This is a genomic window from Microbulbifer sp. CNSA002, from assembly GCF_047324085.1.
Classification (GTDB): Bacteria; Pseudomonadota; Gammaproteobacteria; order Pseudomonadales; family Cellvibrionaceae; genus Microbulbifer.
On record NZ_CP172449.1, the window covers coordinates 2,599,712 to 2,617,584 of the forward strand.

Sequence of the window (17,873 nt, forward strand, 5' to 3'; positions counted from 1 at the left end):
CAGCAGTGTTGCATTTGTTACATTTAGTTGCATCAGTGTGTTGGAGGGTTACCTTATGCAGGCTCCAAAGATTGAGTGGGGAGAGTGACTCTCATACACAATCCTCCTACAGAGCGGTTGGAGGCTTCTACGGTTCCGCCCACGCTATGTAGCTGGCGTCGCGCCAACGCCAGGCCCAGCCCAAAATTTTTCGATTTTGATGTGCGAGACTGATCAGCTCGGAAGAAAGGCTTAAAGATACTGTCCAGTAGTGCTTCAGGTACTCCGGGGCCAGAGTCTTCAATATCAATAACAAATCTATTTTTCGTATTTCCCTCCAGAAGGACATGAACGGCTCGTCCCTTCGGGGTATAGCGCATGGCGTTGCGCAAGATATTTTCCAAGGCTTGTCCTACCGCCTTGTGATTAGACTGCCTTATTTCAGCCGAGTCTGGCAAATGAGTGCAGATAGTGCGATCGGGAAATTCGAAACGGGCATCCTCGACAATCACATCGATAAGATCAACCAGATCCAAGTCCTCGATACCTATTGAAGGCTGTTCATTATCAAGCCAGGCAAGGGTGAGGGTATCATCTACCAAACGCCTGATATGAGCAGACTCCCGCTGAATTCTCTGGATATTTTTATCTTCAGCGTGAGTGGCGCCAGCTCCCTCTATGGCAATATCCAGTCGGGTGAGGGGGGTTCTGAGTTCATGAGATAGGTCAGCGATTAGCTGGCGCTGGTTGACGATCTGCTCTCCTATACGAGTAGCCATTTGATCAAAAGTTTTGGCTAACTCAGAAATTTCATCGTCGCGGTTGCCCAATTGACGATGCACTCGTACGTTAAAATTACCCCGACTAAACTCCCGTGTTGCCTGCTCAAGTTTACGCAGCGGGTGCATAATATGGCGATAGAGCATCACAGAAACTAAAGCTAGGATTCCCATTGGTAGGAGTATTTGCAGCAAGAGTCGCGTTGTTTTCCAGTAGCTGCCGGGGCGCATCCTATCTGGAAGAAGTACTAAAAGACTGGTTTGCTCGGCTGCAAAAGGAATTTCCATCACCGGGTTTTCTTCAAAATACAGGTGGACTTTCCAATCCACATCCCGGCCGAGGTTGTAGCCGATGTAACGATGTTCATTACCCGTCTCACCAGCTACATGGGTTAGCTCATATTGGGTAACTGTGGCCCAGGTGTTTTCCTTCTCCTGTATTTCTTTTAACCACTGTTCCAATTCCCCCTCGTTGCCGGAGAGAAACCGCGCTTCCGCCTCCTTTCCCCACTGTTTCAATTCCTCTCGATGAGATGCCTCCAGCATACTCATCTGCTCCTCGGTGCGAATAGTCAGGGAATTGATCAGGTAAAAGAGAGATACAATGCCCGCAGTAATTAAAAGGCATAGCTTCCATAAAAGTTTGCGGTTCATTTCAAACAGTACCCTCTGCCATGTACTGTTTGTAGCCGGTCTCCACGCCATCCTGCTCCGGTCAGCTTGCGCCTGATTCGACTCAAGTGCATGTCCAAACTGCGGTCATAGGCACCCAGAGTACGGTTGAGAACTTGCTGTGAGAGATAGGCTTTGCTCAATACCTCTCCCCGGTGAACCGCTAACTCCCACAACAATTTAAACTGGGTAGCGGTAAAATCAATTGCCAGACCGCCGGTGAATGCTTGCTGAGCATTCAAATCGAGTTGCAGGTTGTCGATTTCTGTATGGTGGACGGCTTCCATCATCACTGGTTGACTGCGGCGCAATAGCGCCTCAACTCTCAGTAACAGTTCGGTCTTGTTAAATGGCTTCGCCACATAATCATCTGCTCCATGGCGAAAGCCTGCGATCCTCTCCTCTTCAGCGCCCTTGGCAGTTAGGATGATGACTGGAACCTGACTGGTTTTGCGTAAAATTTTGAGTAGAGAAATACCGTCCATTTCCGGCAGCATCAAATCGAGCAAGATTAATTGAGGTTGTTGCTTGGCAGCCTCCAGCAATGCGGTATTGCCATCAAAGCAGGCGTTGACTTGGTATCCTGCGCTTTGGATCATTTCGCAAAGTTGGTCGTTGAGACCGCGATCGTCTTCAACGATCAGGATGTTGGATTGTGTGGAAGGTTTTTGGCTCATGAAGACATTGGCTGTATGCAAACTGGTTGTGGAGCAAATTACCACAATGAGCAATGCCTAATATAGTTAGTTGAAGAGATGTGTATTCGTTCAGTCATAGCGCTGAGCTGAACTGCTGATGAGTTCCAATAACTTGGCATTGTATGCTTGAGCGTAAAATTTATTGTGTTCGTGCTGCTCGCTATCCAGAGCGTAATCTTCTTTATGGAAGCCGGTTCCACATAGGAAAAATATTTCCTGAGGTCTGAACTCAGCATACTTACCTTGCAAGTCTTCTTCTAGTATCCCGGGCGTTACTTGGCCAACCCCTGGAGAATAAACATCCACGAACTTAGCCCGTTTATGAATGAAATCATCTTCCGCATCAATGAATCCACGCTCGGCTGACAGCACGGGATCGCTGGCTATTGCAATCAATTCATAGCTTTTTGAAAGCTCAGCCCATACCCAAGCGACTACACCAGCGAGAAGGGCCGTGCCCAGAAGAAAGGTATTTCTAAGAGTTGACGTCATTGTCTCTACCTGTGGAAGCCCTAAGGCTTCGTCCTAAATAGGAAAAATAGGCTGTGAAAGCCTGATTAATTCTTTTGCGTTGCTGCCCCTGTGGATACAGTCCCAACTTTGCCTCTTGACTAGCCTTTGAGCCAGCAACCAAAAAATTATTGTTGATGCTGGCATCCTGAATAAATGCTTCGAAAGCCCGAGCACTCAGCTCTACAGGCTCACTGTAGTAGAGTGAACCATTTGTTTTATCGGCACTGATGGAAGCAGTCACCAAGTCACTGGGGTTATTACCACTCTCATCCAGCATCACAGTTTTAAAGCACGCAAAAAGTAAGTCATTGAGCGGGTGGGGTACTGGAGTTGCATTCCGCAACCAGGCCTCTGAAGCATACATGGTACTGGACGCATCACTGAACGCTTTTTGGGCCAAGTAATGATCAAATGCATGAAACCATTCATGGGCAATAGAGCCAGGCCCCGCGTTCTTGGCGAGAGAAAAGCTCCGGGCAGTAGGGTCATAAAAGGCAGCCATCCCCGGGCGCCCGCCGATTCCATATTGAAAAGACAATGTACCTCGGAGGGATACCAACGCTTCCGGTCCTTGAAGAATGGCCATTAGATCAACAAGTGCATCATAAAAAAGCCCTGCGGCCCGATCGCGCTCTTCGCGAGTGACCCATCGGCCAACAGCAATTGAGCGAAAGCCGAATCGCTTCCTGACATCCACAAACGAAACGGGTTGTCGTTGCTGGGTTGCAGTGTGACCACTGCGATAAAATGCCCTGGTCAGGACCATAATCAATGCCAGTCGATTAGAGGAGGGTGGATATTAATCCTCCGGATTGAAGGCTTGCAAGAAATGGGAAGTGCTTCTATTCCTTTCAACGAATCCAATCGCTTTCTATTCAACCCAGTCAGAAAAGTAATCAACCAAATAGTCAATCGCCATTCGCGCTCGCATGGGTAAAAAGCGACGGTTCTGATACACGATCCAGCTACTGGCTCCGCGCCCACAAAAAGATTCCAAGATAGGCTCCAGTAAGCCCTGTTGAATTGAACCACTGAAACTGCTTTTGGGCATATAAGCTATACCCAGGCCTTGCTCACAAGCTTTCACGATCGCATGGGCATTATTTGTTCTCCAGCGCCCACTAACCTTTACGCTTACAGGCTCTCCATTCAGGTCAAAAACCCATTCATCATTGTTAGCCACCAAGCAACTCTGCGTTTTTAGTTGATCGGGGTGATTGGGAATACCATTCTCTTTCAGGTAACTCGGGCTTGCGACGGCCATCATTTGGCGGTCGGCCAGTTTACGAGCAACTAAGCCGGAATCCTCAAGGCGACCATAGCGTATGGCAAAATCAATCCCATCCTCGACGAAATTGACCATCCTGCTATTGAAGTCCATGTCGATTTTCAATCCCGGGTGTTTCAAGCCAAACTCCATCAGGGCAGGGGCAACATATTGCTCAGCAAAGATACCAGCACCGCTAACTCTTAGTGTTCCATTGAGCTGAAACTGTTGCTGGCTAACCTGCTCATTCGCCTGTTGCAGGCCAATCACTAATTCTTTACACCGCTGGTAATAGGCAGTCCCGGCCTGGGTCAGACTTACCTGACGTGTTGAGCGGGCCAAAAGGGATGAGCCCAAGCGCTCCTCCAGGCGGGAGACCTGCCTACTCACATGGCTAGTACTGCAGCCAAGTTGCTTGGCAGCCGCTGAGAAACCTTGGCTTTCTGCCACCGCTACAAACTCGACTATACCGTCAAAATTTTCCATGTTTCTCAATCTCGATTGTTGCCATTCTGCAAAGGTATTTAACAGATTTTACGCATTATCAGCACGAGAGGGACAATCTACAATCCCTTCCCACTGAATGCTGACCAACAGAGGAAAGAAACATGAAGAAAGTACTTATTCCAGTGACCAACCACGCCACCCTTGGTGAAACTGACCAGGCAAATGGCACCTACTCACCTGAGTTGACTCACGCGATTCACGTATTTATGGAGAGTGGGCTCGACTATGACATTGCCTCCATAAAAGGGGGTAAAGCACCACTCTATGGCACTGATATCGAAGGTGACGACATCAACCAGAAAGTGCTCAATGATTCAGATTTCCAAAATCGTATCAATAACACTATCCCTATGAGCCAGCTGAATACTGCAGACTATGATGCAGTATTCTACCCCGGCGGATTTGGTCTGCTTTCTGACTTGGCAACTAACGAAGACTTCGCAAAGCTAAGTGCTGAGATCTACGAAGAGGGTGGCACATTGGCCGCAGTGTGCCACGGTCCCGCTGGTTTCCTGCCTATCACCCTGAGCAATGGCGAAAAGCTTTTGGCTAGCAAGTCTGTCACCGGCTTCACTCGTGAGGAGGAGATTGACTTCGGCACCATTAATGACATCCCATTTTTGCTGGAAGAATCTTTGGCGAGGGGCGCTGCCCGCTACAACAAAGTACAACCTTGGCAGGAGTTTGTGATTGAAGATGGGCGAGTGATTAGCGGCCAGAACCCAGCAAGTGCACACGGTGTTGGTGTTGCTATCGCCAAACAGCTTGCCAGCTAGTACATGGCCTGGCCGGCCCCTTTGGGGTCGGCTCGTGATTCTAAGTAGAGGTGTCCCGTAGTGCAAAATGCAGTTATCTACCCGTCTCTAATGCTTATTGCAGGCATTGGTATACCGGTAATGGCCACGCTGAATAGTGGTCTCGGTATTAAGCTTGGTAGTTCAGCCCTGGCAACTACACTGCTATTTCTCGTTGGACTTGTAATCTCCGCAGCCTATCTCTTGAAAACGGAGGGGCTACCCAGTGCTGTTTTTAGCAAAGATATTGCCTGGTACTTTTACTTGGGTGGGATTCTGGTGGCTTTCTATATATTGAGTGTGACTTGGGTGTCGCCAAGGTATGGCGTGGGTAATGCAGTATCTTTCGTTCTTCTGGGGCAACTGCTCGCCATCAGCGTTATCGACCATTTTGGGCTACTGGGTGCGCAGCAAACCAGCTTGGATACCAAGCGCCTTATTGGTCTCGCCATGATGGTTGTTGGTGTACTGTTGGTAGTGAAACGCACTTCTTAATTTCAGAAAAAATGGTTATGTAAAGAGAGCATATGGCTAATTTAATCGTTATGGCAAAAGTCACAATCCGCCCACAATATACTTCTCAGGCATCAGCGTTGTTAATCGAGCTGGCATGTAAGTCAGAACAAGAGTCTGGTTGTTTATCCTATAAAATTTTACCCTCACAGGATGAAGGCAATGTTTTCACTACGCTAGAAGTTTGGGAGTCTTCTGAAGCTGAAATGCAGCATTGGAATACAGACCACTTAAAAACCATCATTGCAAAGTTGAATCCACTTCTTGCTGCGGAGGCAAGAATCGAAAAATATACGGAGGTAAAAACTATCTAGCACAACCGTTATTTTATATTGCAACTTTTTGTAATCTTACTTTTACAACATCAATACCTTCATTTTCATTGAAGTGAGTCTAATCGGACATCATCTTAAAGAAGTGCATATATACCAATGAGATAGCCCTTCTGTTAGGTTATTTTTTGATCTCATAATTAGGAGCGTGGCCTTTCTTATAAACCAGTACTGTTCGCTGAAAGCTCATAAAAGTATCTCCTCGCTGATTAATACCACGGGTTTCTACGCTAACAATACCCTGTGTTGGTCTAGACTTGGACTCACGCTTAGAAATGACCTCACTTTCTGCATAAACCGTGTCACCTTCAAAAACAGGTTTGAGCAGTTTAACTTTGTCCCACTCAAGATTGGCAACAACTTTCTTGCTAATAGTATTTACAGTCATACCCGTGACAATAGCCAATATCAGAGTACTATCTACTAATGGAAGGTTCCATTCAGTGCTCTCTGCGTAATGGGCATCAAAATGGAGTTGCGCCGTATTCATAGTTAACAGGGTCATCCAGGTATTGTCTGTTCGCGTCAATGTCCTACCTGGGCGGTGCTCGATAATGATACCTTCTACAAAGTCCTCGAAGTAGAAGCCAAAATCTTCGCGATATCGATTGTTGTCAATCTGTTTATAGGGGTTAAATTCCATTTAAGATTGCCTCCTTGATTGAGTGATTGTAAGTTCGCTTGGATATACCCGGAGCACTGGCAGATTTGCGCTGGAGTAGCCTTTAGCTAAGACTATTAAATTTTGAGATTATTTGCTGAGCCTTAGAGTAGATCGGGATATCTATCATTCGGCCTTCATATTGGCAGGCTTTACCTGAGGATTCATTGTAGATACGAACGATTTCCTTTGCTTCTTTATACTGGTCTAGTGTGGGCCTAAAAGATAACTTGATAGTTTTTACCTGTTTAGGGTGAATAGCTGCCTTGCCACTAAAGCCAAGCGATTGAGCCTCATTGAGTTCATTAACTAGTCCACCTTCATCCTTAAAGTTAAAATAGGGGGAGTCATAGCAAGCTATCTGTTTGAGCGCGGCAGCTTCGACCATTTTCATACGCGCCCATATGAGTGCTTGTGGGGTGCATTCACAATTCAGATCGGCTGCATAATCAGCGGCCCCAAACATCAAACCTTGCAACTTTTCAGAACTGCAGTTAACGATATCATATAAATTGGATGTTCCTTGAGCGGTTTCAATTAAAGCTATAATCGAAATATCCTTATAGGCTTCGCTCAAGAGTTCATTGAGAAGGTTGATATCATGTTGAGATTCTGTTTTCGGATAAAGCACCACATCTATAAATGGCTTTTTATCAATAATTTCGGCCAAATCTTTTATTCCATTGATCGTTGACAAACTATTTATCCGAATTGCACTTATAACACCATTCGACCTTGGCCTTGAATAAAAATCGATCGCGATATCCCTGGCTCTATCTTTGTCCTCCACTGGTACGCTATCTTCAAGATCAACAATTATTCCATTTGCCCCAACTTCAGACGCCTTAGCAAAGCGTTCCGGTTGGTTTCCTGGGGTGAATAACAATGCGGGGAAAAGCTTTAAATTGATCATTTTATCGCTCAAATAAAGTTCTGCTCTTTGGCCTGCTCCAATAAGCTCTTACGGAATTTAGGGTGTGCGATTTCAATCAAGGCAAGGGTCCGCTCTGTAGTTGATTTCCCCATCAGTCTGCAAGATCCGTACTCGGTTACCACGTAATCGATGTCTAACCGAGAGTCTGTGGTTATAGATTTCAAACGTGGAACTATCCTGGAGGTTTTACCACGCTGTGCCGTTGAGCTACTGGCCAGAATAGTCTTCCCATTTTTTGAGTAGTAAACTCCCCTCACGAAATCCAGTTGCCCCCCAACACCCGAGAATTGATGTCCAATGAATTCCGCATTGACCTGTCCACTGAAATCAATCTCAATAAATGAGTTAACTGAAATCATATTATCGATCTGGGCTATTATTTGGGGTTCATTCACATATGACACGGGCAGGCAGAACATAGATGGATTGCCATCTATAAAGTCAAATAGTTCTTTGTCTCCAGCTGCAAAAGTGAATACGCTCACATGAGGGTTAACTGTCTTTCGGGCATTAGTTACTGCTCCAGACTTAATAAGCTTAATCATACCTGGTGTTATTACCTCAGTATGAATGCCCAAATCTTTCTTTTTAGTTAGTTGTTCACACACTGCATTCGGAATAGCACCAATACCCATTTGGATAGTTGCGCCATCAGGTATTAACGGAACAATGTAGTCACCAATTTTTCTATCTAAATCGGTAATCTCTTTTGGAGATTCCTCCGCTAACTCCATATTATTTTCAACAATGGCATCCACTTCACTAATGTGCAACAAGGTAGCCCCCGCTGTACGTGGCATATTTTCATTTACTTCCACAATTAATCGATTTGCGTGGCGCGACAACTCAATAGCATAATCACCATTAGTACCAAAATTGAAATAACCATGCTTATCCATCGGCGCAACGGTTACCAGAAAAGCATCTATTTCAACTTGCTCTCTGATTATTTGAGGGTATCGACTAAAAGATATAGGGACATAGTTAATATATTTTTCCCCTTTTGAAAATCCAGCATTTGCTAATTTAACTTCGTCTTTAGTTAGCATTGAAGAGTAAGGCCTTACCCGGTCCATTAGATCTTCTTGAAAAATAGTTTCCGTCGCGACCTTCCCACAACGCATATAATAGACTTTTAAATGTGTAATAAATCCATTTCGAATATGCTTCTCTAGTGCTGAAAGTAGGGCTGGTGGGCTAGCGGTGCGCATGCCGATAGAAATAACGCTATCGTCTGGGATTAAATTAACTGCTTCTTCAGGTAGTAGCTGTTTCTTTTTATACAGGGCGTTGTTATCCATAGCAGATTAACCGATTATTTGGCCACACTGTGATCCTTGAAGCGGCTGCTGTCGCTCTTACGGTCCCGTTACAAAGGCGTTAATAAGCAGAAAACGTTCATAGACCTGCAATCAAGCACTGATAAGGAAGTAAGAGCTACTAAGCCCTGCGATTATAGTTTGTGAATTAAAGCTTGTTTCAGAAGGGCTAGTGACTTAACGATGAATATCATGCAGCTTGTTTGAGCTGATTCGATTTTATGCAGTCGGTATGTTCTAAAAGCTCCGCAGTTGATCTTTATGCCACGGTGGTATTCGTAAAATACCTAAATCTCTCAATGGTGTTCCATTAGCTTTAAGTGCTATTCACCAAAGATTACTGCCTATCAGCTGTCTATAAGAAAGAATGATGTGACTTTAGCTGATCCATCAAGCAGTGGTATGCCAAACCTCAGCAACTACACTTTTGCAAACACTCGCAGATGCCGCACTGTTACTATTCCAAATAGTTCTTTAGCGGTTCCTAAAGCAACCGTTGGAAGTCTATTCATGACAAAGTCAAAACGTCCACTGATTTCCGTCAACCCCTTGAACGGTAAAACTCTGAAGACTTATCACGAAATGTCACAAGAGGATCTCGACAAGGCGATCGGTCGCGCAGACAAAGCCTTTGTAAGCTGGAGAAACCGAAGTTTTAGTGATCGAGCAGAGATACTAAAACGTGCAAGCAACCTATTTGAGGAGCGTTCCGAAGAACTTGCCCGCCTGATGGCGTTAGAGATGGGTAAGAAGCTCAGTGATGGTCAAGGTGAATTGGCACTTTGTGCTGAAATTTTTGACTACTACGCCGAAGAGGGCGAGAAAATCCTAGCTCCACAGCAGCTTTCCACCCGCGAAGGGGAGGGCACTTTAGTCTTCCAGCCCTTAGGAGTGGTCTACGGCATCCAACCATGGAACTTTCCCTTCTACCAACCGGCTCGCTTTACCGCCGCCAACTTGATCGCCGGCAATGTTGTACTTACTAAACATGCCTCTAATGTTCCCCAGTGTGCCGAAGCCTTCGCACAGCTGTTGTTTGACGCAGGGGTACCGGAAGGGGTCTATACCAATCTACCGATCACTTCCGGTGGGGCTGCCCCCATTATTGATGACGATAGGGTCAAAGGAATCTCCTTTACTGGTAGCAATTCCGCCGGGGCAATGGTCGCAGAGCAAGCTGGCCGCAATGTAAAGAAAACTGTTATGGAGCTGGGTGGCGTTGATCCATTTATCGTGCTCGAAGATGCGGATATGGATTTAACGATACAGCGATTTGCGGAGGGAAAGCTGGGCAATTGCGGGCAGATATGTTTGGCTGCGAAGAGAATCATTCTAACGGAGCCCATTGCTGAAGAATTCCTAGACCGCGCTACCAAGCTGTTCCAAGCGCTGAAACCCGGTGACCCTCTTGTAGAAAGCACAGATTACGGTCCGCTATGTACTGAAAAGGCTGCTGAGCAACTGGAGGATCAAGTCAGCAAGTCCGTTAAGGCTGGCGCTCAATTGCTAGTGGGAGGTAAGCGCAATGGCGCATTTATTGAGCCGGGTATATTAACTGAAATACCTGCTGGTTCCCCGGCAGCAGTAGAGGAGTTATTCGGCCCCATCGCTTGTGTTTGGGTGGTTCCCGATGAGGAGGCAGCAGTTAAGCTGGCTAATGACAGCCCCTTTGGCCTGGGTGGTTCTGTCTATACCCAGGATCATGAAAGGGGGCGCCGTGTCGCGGAACAGTTGGAATGTGGTACTGCCTTCGTGAACCATGCCGCTTCAAGCTACGCCAGTATGCCTATGGGAGGAGTGAAGAAATCCGGCTATGGCCGGGAGCTGGGAGAGCTAGGTATTAAAGAGTTTGTCAATCAAAAACTGATACGGTACTTCTAAGTAGCGCAATATAGACGTGGGCACAGCAATGAAAGTACTTGTGGCGGGTGCTAACGGTGCAATCGGTCAAATCCTTGTGGGTAAACTTGTCGACAAAGGGCACGAGGTAACCGCTATGGTCCGCAAAGAGTCCCAACAAGATAATTTGCTTAGTACAGGTGCGCGCCCCATTCTTGGAGATCTGACAAAGAAGGAGTCCCTGAACAATGCGGTAAAGGGGCAAGATGCAGTCATATTTGTTGCGGGCTCCAAGGGGAAAGCATTGGAGTCTGTCGATCGGGATGGTGCTATCCATCTTTGTGATGCAACGAAAAGCGCGGGTATCTCGCGCTTTATTCTATTGAGTTCCATTTTTGCCGGGCGACCAGAGCAGGGGCCTGAAAAGCTCCAACCCTATCTAAAAGCCAAACATATAGCGGATGAATATGTAAAAGAAAGTGGCCTTGATTACACGATATTGAGACCTGGTGCCCTAACTGACACCTTGGGAACGGGGTTAATCAGCATAAGCGATTTATTTGCTGGACCAGACATAGAAATCAGCCGAGCCGATGTTGCAGAGGTAATTACCACTGCGCTAGATGAGCCTAAAACGGTCGGTGCGGTTTTTGAATTCATTGGGGGCGAAACCCCGATTCCTGACGCATTAGCACAGCTAAACTAGGTTTTATCATTCAAGTTAAGAACCTCAACGTCTGATCTATAGCTTGCTCACTATTGCAGCGCTGGACCTCCAACTTTTCAATACCAATACCGCTAAGTTTCTCCCGTATTTGGTTCAGTTCAGCATCAGTTGTAAGACTCGGATGCCTGGTAAGGCGCACTTGCAAAGGTACACTGGATTGAGCGAGAAGCTCCGCACACTGCCAGGGGGCCACGCCACTGCCATCGACACCCGTAATGGAAGGGTAGTTTTCCGGCATTGCTTTGATATCCAACCCCACCCAATCAAGACTTTGGATCAGGCGTTCCAGCCTGCGGGGGTAGATTCCCGCAGTATGAAGCCCGACCTTGAATCCCAGATCCCTGACTTGGGCAATCGCCGGTTCCAGGGCACTCTGGGCGGCGGGTTCCCCACCGGAAAATACAACGGCATCCAGCAAGCCCCGGCGACTGTCTAAAAATGTGCGGATCTGATCCCAGTCATAGGCACTGGGTGCTCGCGCAGGCAGTAGATCGCCGTTATGGCAGTAGCGGCAGCGCCAGGGACATCCCTGGCAAAAAACCACCGCTGCCAACTCGCCGGGGAAGTCGATTGCCGTAAACGACGTGAATCCACCGACACGTAACTTATTACTCATAAGTTTTTAGTGCATTCCTGCTGTTGTCCGCCACAAAGAATTGGCGCTCCCGGTGCTCTGATTGTTTTCCCGGATTCCAAAATGAAACTGGGCGGTGGTACCCCATTACCCGGCTCCATACCTCGCAGCGGGTGCGATCTTCTTCTCTCAAAAAAGTATCTTGTTGGCTCATGGTCTTTCTCCTTGAAAGTATGGTTTAGTCGCTACAACAGGAATGCTCACGGGCCAGGAGAGCTTCGTCGCAGCGTGGGCAGAATTCGTGTTCGCCACTCAGATATCCATGGACCGGGCAAATAGAAAAGCTCGGCGTCACAGTGATATAGGGCAGGCGGTAGTTTTGCAGAGCACGCCGTAGCAAGCGGCGGCAACTATCGGCATCAGGCAACTGCTCGCCCAAATAAAGATGAAGCACAGTGCCACCGGTGTAACGGGATTGGAGGGATTCCTGTCGAGCCAGGGCCTCGAAGGGATCATCGGTAAAGCCCACCGGCAGCTGGGATGAATTGGTGTAGTAGGGCGCTTCACTACTACCTGCCTGCATAATACCTGGGTAACGTTTGCGATCTTCGCGGGCAAACCGATAAGTAGTGCCCTCTGCCGGAGTTGCCTCCAGGTTGTAGAGATGTCCGGTTTGTTCCTGGAATTCAGTCATGCGCATACGGATATGGTCGAGTAATTGCTCGGCTAGCTCTTTCCCATCTTCCGTAACCACACTTTCGTTATCCCCACTAAAGTTTCTCAGCATCTCATTGATGCCGTTCACCCCGATCGTGGAGAAGTGGTTGCGCAGAGTCCCCAGGTAGCGGCGAGTGTAGGGAAATAGACCTGCATCCATATGCCGTTGGATGACTTTCCGTTTCACTTCAAGGGAATCACGGGCAAGTATCAGCAGTTTGTCCAGTTGGGTGAGCAGAAGCTGCCAGTTTCCTTTATAGAGATATCCAAGGCGGGCACAGTTGATAGTTACTACACCGAGCGAACCTGTCTGTTCGGCGGAGCCAAAGAGGCCGTTGCCGCGCTTTAACAGTTCGCGTAGATCAAGCTGTAAGCGGCAGCACATGGAGCGAACCATGTTTGGGCTCAGGTCTGAATTTATAAAGTTTTGGAAATAGGGCAGCCCGTAGCGAGCGGTCATGGCAAACAGCCGCTCAGCATTTTCGCTCTCCCAAGGGAAATCCTCACTGATGTTGTAAGTGGGAATAGGGAAGGTGAATACCCTACCGCGCGCATCCCCCTCGCTCATGACTTCGATATAGGCGCGGTTGATTAGATCCATTTCCTCTTGCAGGTCGCCATAGGTGAAGGGCATTTCCTGACCGGCAATCACAGGCACCTGCTCGCGCAAATCCTGGGGGCAAACCCAGTCGAAAGTGAGATTAGTAAAAGGGGTCTGGGTGCCCCAGCGGGATGGCACATTCAGGTTGAAGATCAGCTCCTGAATGCACTGACGTACGGTCGCGTAGTCCAGCTGGTCCTTGCGCACAAAAGGCGCAAGATAGGTATCGAAAGAGCTAAATGCCTGCGCGCCCGCCCATTCGTTTTGCAGTGTTCCAAGAAAGTTAACAATCTGTCCGACCGCGCTGGTCAAGTGGGCCGGCGGTGCCGATTCGACTTTTCCCGGAACACCATTCAATCCTTCATGTAATAGAGTGCGCAGCGACCAACCTGCACAATATCCAGCCAACATATCCAGGTCGTGGATGTGTAAATCGCCATCCCGATGTGCTGCGCCGATCTCAGGGGAATAAACATGATTTAACCAATAGTTGGCAATCATTTTACCTGCGCTGTTCAGGATCAATCCCCCGAGGGAATATCCCTGGTTCGCATTGGCTGCAACCCGCCAATCCGCTTGCTCTAAATACTCTTCAATAGAAGCACCGACATCCACCAGTGTTTGGCGATCAGTGCGCATTTGCGCATGCCGCCCCCGATAAGCGATATAGGCGCGGGCAGTATCAATGTAATCGTTATTGATCAATACCTGTTCAGCAATATTCTGAATCTCTTCAATATCAATGGGCTCGCCACTATCAAAGCGGTGCTTGATCACTTTAAGGACAGATTCGGTAAGTTGTTCCGCTTCCTGTTGATCAAAAGATTCCGTTGCCTGGCCAGCACTGAGAAGAGCCAAAGTGATTCTGCGAGCATCAAAAGCCAGTGTCCTGCCATCTCGCTTACGCACCAACAGTTGATCTGAACTTACCTGCGAAATCTGTTCTGAAGCTGGTGCGGCTTCGCTGTCGGGTATAGCGGTACTGGTCATCGGACTTCCTCACAATTTGTGGGGAGAGCATATCGAAGAGACAGGAACACCAATTGATCCAGATCACTATATATGGCGCACTGGTTAATAGATAGACACAATATGTTGTGTTCTTGGTATGGACTTAGATTAGGTACATACCTACTCTCGGCAAGTCCGAAGACGAGTTCAGTGCCAGTCGGATGTACCTAACTATAGGGAGAATCGCGAAGTGCTTCCTTCAGCCAGGTTACGAAAGCCAACACATTTCCATTTCTTGAATGGCGGCTAGGTATTAATGCGGAATAGGTAAATCCCTCAATCCCTGAAAGCTTGGAGCCTCCTCTAAAAGGAACCAGCCATTGATTGCGCAAAGGATTTTGAACAAGAAGCGAACTTACTAGCGCAATACCCTGGCCAGCCAAGGCGGCCTGGATTACATGATGCTCCTGGTCAAACTGCCGCACGCGAATGCCATCAAGTTTTCTTTTGAGGAGAGTTTGCCAGTTCAGCGGTGGAAGTGATGAGTTGACCCATTTTGTTTCCAGAAGTTGAGCTTCAGAAATATCCCTAATCTGAGTCAGGTAGCTTGGTGCAGCGTAGACACCGATTGTTTCGGTGACCAAGTGGAGAGCATTTTTTGTACTTTCATCATATTTCCCGTACCGAATAGCGATGTCGATACGTCTATCTCGCTCGATATCACTCACTTCTTCACCGGTCACTACTGAAACAATGATATCTGGAAATTTTTGATAAAAATTCTCCAGATGGGGCACAAGCCACATAGCAGCAAAGCTTGAAGTCGTACTAACGGTCAGTGTTTTCTTTGAACACGTTATTTCACTCACCGTTTCAGTGAGCTGCTGAAAAATTTGAGAGGTAGTTTGAGCGAGCATCTGCCCTTCACTGGTCAACTGCACGGCACGGGTTTTGCGCTCGAATAATGTTGTACCCAGGGATTCCTCCAAACCCTTTATCTGATGTGATACGGCTGTCGGCGTTATAAAGAGTTCTTCCGCAGCTCTCTTGAAACTGCCCAGTCTGGCGGCGGCATCGAATACTTTGAGGGCGTTGAGGGAGGGTAGATTTGGGTACACCGATCAGAATCTCTTATAGATGAGTTTTCCTCATCTATAAGAAGAAATAACTCGTTTGTCAAGGATACTCCCCGGCATCACCATAGATGAACCTTCAGGCGGTTTAGTAAAGGTTCCAGACTATGAAAACACTATTACATATTGACGCTAGTGCCCAGAAGTGGAGCGGCTTAGCAGCACCACAAGACAGTGCGAATATCCCCAGGCATACCTCAATCTCCAAAGCAGTTGCCGCGAGTTTTGTAAGCAGCTGGCTAGAAAAGAGGCCTAAAGATAAAGTTATCCATAGAGATGTCGGTTTAAACCCACCAGGCTTTATTAATCAAGATTGGATTGCCTCTGTTTTTACGCCTGAAGCGGACCGCACCAAGGAGCAGCAGTCCTTGGTCGCGCTTTCTGACACCTTGATTGATGAGCTATCCCAGGCGGATATCATTGTCATATCCACTTCGATGTATAACTACGGCATGCCTGCCGCACTCAAGGCCTGGTTCGATCAAGTTGTTCGTATCAACAAGACGTTCACCTTTGATTTAGACCGTGGTGACTTCCCCTTAGAGCCTATTATGTCTGGCAAAAAGCTGGTGCTAATCACCTCTGCCGGGGAGTTTGGCTTTGGACAAGGAGGAATCCGTGAACAAATGAATCATCTGGGGCCACATATCCGAACCTTAAGCCACTATTTGGGGGTTGAGGAGTTCCATGAAATCAATGCGGAGTACCAAGAATTTGCTGATGAAAGGCACCGGGATTCGATTAAACGAGCTTTCCTCAAAACTCAGGAGTTAACCGCAAAGTTGGCTAACTGCCTTTAAAGTTTGCCTACCAAAGCTAGCTTGACCCCCAATGAAGTGGCCAGCGGCTTGTCAGAGTGGTCTCCCGATACTTACTATGCGGAATGGGCGCAAATAGCGTCTTTGCCAGTTCTCAATTTGCACTCTGGTACAAAAGTAAATAAGTATCTGAGGATTTATGAAGCAGCAGGTATTTGGCAATTCATCAGAAGACAAAGCGAATATTACCTTAGCCTCTGGGAATAATTGCCGGTTGATCAGGGTTCGTAGAGACTTAATACCGAATTACCACCTCTTGGTTTTTCCAAAATCCCAGGGAGAACCAAGTAAGGAGGAGGTTAGTGAGATGGTTTCACTTGGCATTGAGCATGCAAGAAGCATTGCCGAATCAATAGTCGGTGACCCAGAAGCCTATACTCTCCTTTACAGTGGTTATAGTGCTCGACGGGAAAAAGGCTGGCATATTCATATCGTATTATTGGGGAATCGATGGAGAAAGGCATGGCTTTATTTGGTGTTGGCAGGGAAAAACATTTTACAAGCTACGGGTTTTCGGAAAGATGACGCTCCGAGGATTAGCCAATGAACCAAAATAGATGGCTCAACCTAATGGGGGCACTCATTCTTCCTGAATCACTTCAGTGCTTCGAAAAATTAGTTTCTTCGTATGCAGAGAATCACAGGCATTATCATACAGGGCATCACATTGATGCGATGCTGAAGCACTTTGATAAAGTTGCAGAGCTTGCCGAGCACCCCCATGAGGTCGAGCTGGCTATCTGGTTTCACGATGCGATTTACAAGCCTTTTTCCTCTAAGAATGAAGAAAACAGTGCTCTATGGGCAAAAAAGTTCCTGATCGATTCCGGGTATTGTCCCACAGGGGCGGATAGGGTGTACCAATTGATTATGGCAACCTGCCACAATTACACGCCAGTTAGTATTGATGAAAAGCTAATTATCGACATTGACCTAACGATCCTGGGTGCCAGCACAAGCGTTTTCGAAGCTTATGAAAAACAAGTCCGTAAAGAGTATCGGCTGGTACCGATTATGATTTACAAAAAGAAACGCAGGGAACTATTAAGGGAATTTTTGTCTCAGAAAAGGCTTTATCACACCGATTACTTTCACAGTCACTTTGATGCTCAAGCTCGAAGTAATATTAAAAGAAGTTTACAGGCCTTTTGACGTATTCTTGCGTGGTTTAAATGATAATTCAACTTCCCTTAAGGCTCGTCTACAACTACTGGATTCTGCTAACAGTGGTATTTTTGTGCATTATTACTAGCCTATCCCTGTTTCCGCTTCCCGAAGTACCCAATATACCCGGCACCGACAAAACCAATCACTTAATTGCCTATAGTGCACTGATGTTCCCCGTCGCCCTACGCAGGCCTAGTTACTGGTGGCTAATAGGATTATTTTTTGTACTGTGGAGCGGTGGCATAGAGTTGCTCCAACCTTACGTGAATCGTACAGGTGAGTGGTTGGATTTCGCGGCCAATACGGCGGGGATATTGAGCGGCACGCTTATCGCTTGGGTGTTGGGAAAGTTCGGGTTGAGGGAGAGAAATTCCTAAA

Annotated in this window: 19 protein-coding genes and 1 pseudogene; 9 read left to right on the forward strand and 11 right to left on the reverse strand. The window is 47.1% G+C overall.

Features of this window, described 5'->3' with window-relative positions:
- Positions 1-53: 53 nt before the first annotated feature.
- From ACG1BZ_RS11650 to ACG1BZ_RS11670, 5 genes are all read right to left on the reverse strand, one after another.
- Entirely contained in the window at positions 54-1,412 is a 1,359-nt protein-coding gene (locus tag ACG1BZ_RS11650) for a histidine kinase sensor domain-containing protein (RefSeq protein WP_413665789.1), read from the reverse strand.
- A complete protein-coding gene (locus ACG1BZ_RS11655) occupies positions 1,409-2,107 on the reverse strand; it encodes a response regulator transcription factor (RefSeq protein WP_413665790.1) in 699 nt (232 codons plus the stop codon). The genes ACG1BZ_RS11650 and ACG1BZ_RS11655 overlap by 4 nt, the downstream gene beginning before the upstream one ends.
- Before the next feature lie 90 nt (positions 2,108-2,197).
- Complete coding sequence (locus ACG1BZ_RS11660; RefSeq protein WP_413665791.1) at positions 2,198-2,620, reverse strand: hypothetical protein; 423 nt, start codon at positions 2,618-2,620, stop codon at positions 2,198-2,200.
- Entirely contained in the window at positions 2,604-3,407 is an 804-nt protein-coding gene (locus ACG1BZ_RS11665; RefSeq protein WP_413665792.1) for a CLCA_X family protein, read from the reverse strand. The genes ACG1BZ_RS11660 and ACG1BZ_RS11665 overlap by 17 nt, the downstream gene beginning before the upstream one ends.
- 105 nt (positions 3,408-3,512) lie before the next feature.
- Entirely contained in the window at positions 3,513-4,394 is an 882-nt protein-coding gene (locus ACG1BZ_RS11670) for a LysR family transcriptional regulator (RefSeq protein ID WP_108733243.1), read from the reverse strand.
- Between the two features lie 122 nt (positions 4,395-4,516).
- Between ACG1BZ_RS11670 and ACG1BZ_RS11675 the strand changes: the two genes are divergently transcribed.
- Genes ACG1BZ_RS11675 through ACG1BZ_RS11685 form a run of 3 tightly spaced genes read left to right on the forward strand, consistent with a single transcriptional unit; the run spans position 4,517 to position 6,036 of the window.
- Positions 4,517-5,191 (forward strand): type 1 glutamine amidotransferase domain-containing protein, encoded by a 675-nt coding sequence (locus tag ACG1BZ_RS11675; RefSeq protein ID WP_413665793.1) that lies wholly within the window; start codon positions 4,517-4,519, stop codon positions 5,189-5,191.
- 60 nt (positions 5,192-5,251) lie between these two features.
- Positions 5,252-5,704: a DMT family transporter gene (locus ACG1BZ_RS11680; RefSeq protein ID WP_413665794.1), complete on the forward strand. Its 453-nt coding sequence runs from the start codon at positions 5,252-5,254 to the stop codon at positions 5,702-5,704.
- Positions 5,705-5,736: 32 nt separating this feature from the next.
- Positions 5,737-6,036, forward strand: coding sequence for a putative quinol monooxygenase (locus ACG1BZ_RS11685; protein ID WP_413665795.1), 300 nt, complete (start codon positions 5,737-5,739; stop codon positions 6,034-6,036).
- A 139-nt stretch (positions 6,037-6,175) separates the two neighbouring features.
- On the opposite strand, the gene ACG1BZ_RS11690 is transcribed toward ACG1BZ_RS11685, so the two are convergent.
- The 3 genes from ACG1BZ_RS11690 to ACG1BZ_RS11700 form a co-directional block, all read right to left on the reverse strand.
- Positions 6,176-6,697 (reverse strand): MaoC/PaaZ C-terminal domain-containing protein, encoded by a 522-nt coding sequence (locus ACG1BZ_RS11690; protein ID WP_413665796.1) that lies wholly within the window; start codon positions 6,695-6,697, stop codon positions 6,176-6,178.
- Positions 6,698-6,779: 82 nt separating this feature from the next.
- Positions 6,780-7,628 (reverse strand): HpcH/HpaI aldolase/citrate lyase family protein, encoded by an 849-nt coding sequence (locus ACG1BZ_RS11695; RefSeq protein WP_413665797.1) that lies wholly within the window; start codon positions 7,626-7,628, stop codon positions 6,780-6,782.
- Positions 7,629-7,636: 8 nt separating this feature from the next.
- Positions 7,637-8,950 carry an acetyl-CoA hydrolase/transferase family protein gene (locus ACG1BZ_RS11700; protein WP_413665798.1) on the reverse strand — a complete coding sequence of 438 codons (1,314 nt, stop codon included), beginning with the start codon at positions 8,948-8,950 and terminating at the stop codon, positions 7,637-7,639.
- A gap of 528 nt (positions 8,951-9,478) precedes the next feature.
- On the opposite strand from ACG1BZ_RS11700, the gene ACG1BZ_RS11705 reads away from it, so the two are divergent.
- Both ACG1BZ_RS11705 and ACG1BZ_RS11710 read left to right on the forward strand, forming a co-directional pair.
- Positions 9,479-10,849, forward strand: coding sequence for an NAD-dependent succinate-semialdehyde dehydrogenase (locus ACG1BZ_RS11705; protein WP_413665799.1), 1,371 nt, complete (start codon positions 9,479-9,481; stop codon positions 10,847-10,849).
- Between the two features lie 28 nt (positions 10,850-10,877).
- Positions 10,878-11,513 (forward strand): SDR family oxidoreductase, encoded by a 636-nt coding sequence (locus ACG1BZ_RS11710; protein WP_413665800.1) that lies wholly within the window; start codon positions 10,878-10,880, stop codon positions 11,511-11,513.
- A 10-nt stretch (positions 11,514-11,523) separates the two neighbouring features.
- Here the strand turns inward: ACG1BZ_RS11710 and ACG1BZ_RS11715 are convergent, their stop codons facing one another.
- From ACG1BZ_RS11715 to ACG1BZ_RS11725, 3 genes and pseudogenes are all read right to left on the reverse strand, one after another.
- Entirely contained in the window at positions 11,524-12,150 is a 627-nt protein-coding gene (locus ACG1BZ_RS11715; RefSeq protein ID WP_413665801.1) for an anaerobic ribonucleoside-triphosphate reductase activating protein, read from the reverse strand.
- Positions 12,143-14,416, reverse strand: a pseudogene (locus ACG1BZ_RS11720) (ribonucleoside triphosphate reductase). Before ACG1BZ_RS11720 ends, ACG1BZ_RS11715 begins: the two are co-directional and overlap by 8 nt.
- 188 nt (positions 14,417-14,604) lie before the next feature.
- The gene (locus ACG1BZ_RS11725) at positions 14,605-15,495 is read right to left on the reverse strand and encodes a LysR substrate-binding domain-containing protein (RefSeq protein WP_282932813.1); all 891 of its coding nucleotides are present in this window, start codon (positions 15,493-15,495) and stop codon (positions 14,605-14,607) included.
- A 122-nt stretch (positions 15,496-15,617) separates the two neighbouring features.
- Here ACG1BZ_RS11725 and ACG1BZ_RS11730 point away from each other — a divergent pair, with 122 nt between their 5' ends.
- The 4 genes from ACG1BZ_RS11730 (at position 15,618) to ACG1BZ_RS11745 (ending at position 17,872) form a co-directional block, all read left to right on the forward strand.
- Complete coding sequence (locus ACG1BZ_RS11730) at positions 15,618-16,310, forward strand: FMN-dependent NADH-azoreductase (RefSeq protein ID WP_413665802.1); 693 nt, start codon at positions 15,618-15,620, stop codon at positions 16,308-16,310.
- Between the two features lie 157 nt (positions 16,311-16,467).
- Positions 16,468-16,875, forward strand: a complete 408-nt coding sequence (locus ACG1BZ_RS11735) for a hypothetical protein (protein ID WP_413665803.1) — start codon at positions 16,468-16,470, stop codon at positions 16,873-16,875.
- Positions 16,872-17,480 carry a hypothetical protein gene (locus ACG1BZ_RS11740; protein ID WP_413665804.1) on the forward strand — a complete coding sequence of 203 codons (609 nt, stop codon included), beginning with the start codon at positions 16,872-16,874 and terminating at the stop codon, positions 17,478-17,480. Before ACG1BZ_RS11735 ends, ACG1BZ_RS11740 begins: the two co-directional genes overlap by 4 nt.
- 20 nt (positions 17,481-17,500) lie before the next feature.
- Positions 17,501-17,872 (forward strand): VanZ family protein, encoded by a 372-nt coding sequence (locus tag ACG1BZ_RS11745; RefSeq protein WP_413665805.1) that lies wholly within the window; start codon positions 17,501-17,503, stop codon positions 17,870-17,872.
- Position 17,873: the final 1 nt, after the last annotated feature.

Coding starts and splice junctions, on each gene's coding strand:
- ACG1BZ_RS11715 (WP_413665801.1), bottom strand. CDS start 12,150: ATGAGTAATAAGTTACGTGTCGGTGGATTCACGTCGTTTACGGCAATC.
- ACG1BZ_RS11730 (WP_413665802.1), top strand. CDS start 15,618: ATGAAAACACTATTACATATTGACGCTAGTGCCCAGAAGTGGAGCGGC.
- ACG1BZ_RS11705 (WP_413665799.1), top strand. CDS start 9,479: ATGACAAAGTCAAAACGTCCACTGATTTCCGTCAACCCCTTGAACGGT.
- ACG1BZ_RS11740 (WP_413665804.1), top strand. CDS start 16,872: ATGAACCAAAATAGATGGCTCAACCTAATGGGGGCACTCATTCTTCCT.
- ACG1BZ_RS11650 (WP_413665789.1), bottom strand. CDS start 1,412: ATGAACCGCAAACTTTTATGGAAGCTATGCCTTTTAATTACTGCGGGC.
- ACG1BZ_RS11660 (WP_413665791.1), bottom strand. CDS start 2,620: ATGACGTCAACTCTTAGAAATACCTTTCTTCTGGGCACGGCCCTTCTC.
- ACG1BZ_RS11690 (WP_413665796.1), bottom strand. CDS start 6,697: ATGGAATTTAACCCCTATAAACAGATTGACAACAATCGATATCGCGAA.
- ACG1BZ_RS11655 (WP_413665790.1), bottom strand. CDS start 2,107: ATGAGCCAAAAACCTTCCACACAATCCAACATCCTGATCGTTGAAGAC.
- ACG1BZ_RS11670 (WP_108733243.1), bottom strand. CDS start 4,394: ATGGAAAATTTTGACGGTATAGTCGAGTTTGTAGCGGTGGCAGAAAGC.
- ACG1BZ_RS11675 (WP_413665793.1), top strand. CDS start 4,517: ATGAAGAAAGTACTTATTCCAGTGACCAACCACGCCACCCTTGGTGAA.
- ACG1BZ_RS11700 (WP_413665798.1), bottom strand. CDS start 8,950: ATGGATAACAACGCCCTGTATAAAAAGAAACAGCTACTACCTGAAGAA.
- ACG1BZ_RS11665 (WP_413665792.1), bottom strand. CDS start 3,407: ATGGTCCTGACCAGGGCATTTTATCGCAGTGGTCACACTGCAACCCAG.
- ACG1BZ_RS11710 (WP_413665800.1), top strand. CDS start 10,878: ATGAAAGTACTTGTGGCGGGTGCTAACGGTGCAATCGGTCAAATCCTT.
- ACG1BZ_RS11685 (WP_413665795.1), top strand. CDS start 5,737: ATGGCTAATTTAATCGTTATGGCAAAAGTCACAATCCGCCCACAATAT.
- ACG1BZ_RS11695 (WP_413665797.1), bottom strand. CDS start 7,628: ATGATCAATTTAAAGCTTTTCCCCGCATTGTTATTCACCCCAGGAAAC.
- ACG1BZ_RS11745 (WP_413665805.1), top strand. CDS start 17,501: ATGATAATTCAACTTCCCTTAAGGCTCGTCTACAACTACTGGATTCTG.
- ACG1BZ_RS11735 (WP_413665803.1), top strand. CDS start 16,468: ATGAAGCAGCAGGTATTTGGCAATTCATCAGAAGACAAAGCGAATATT.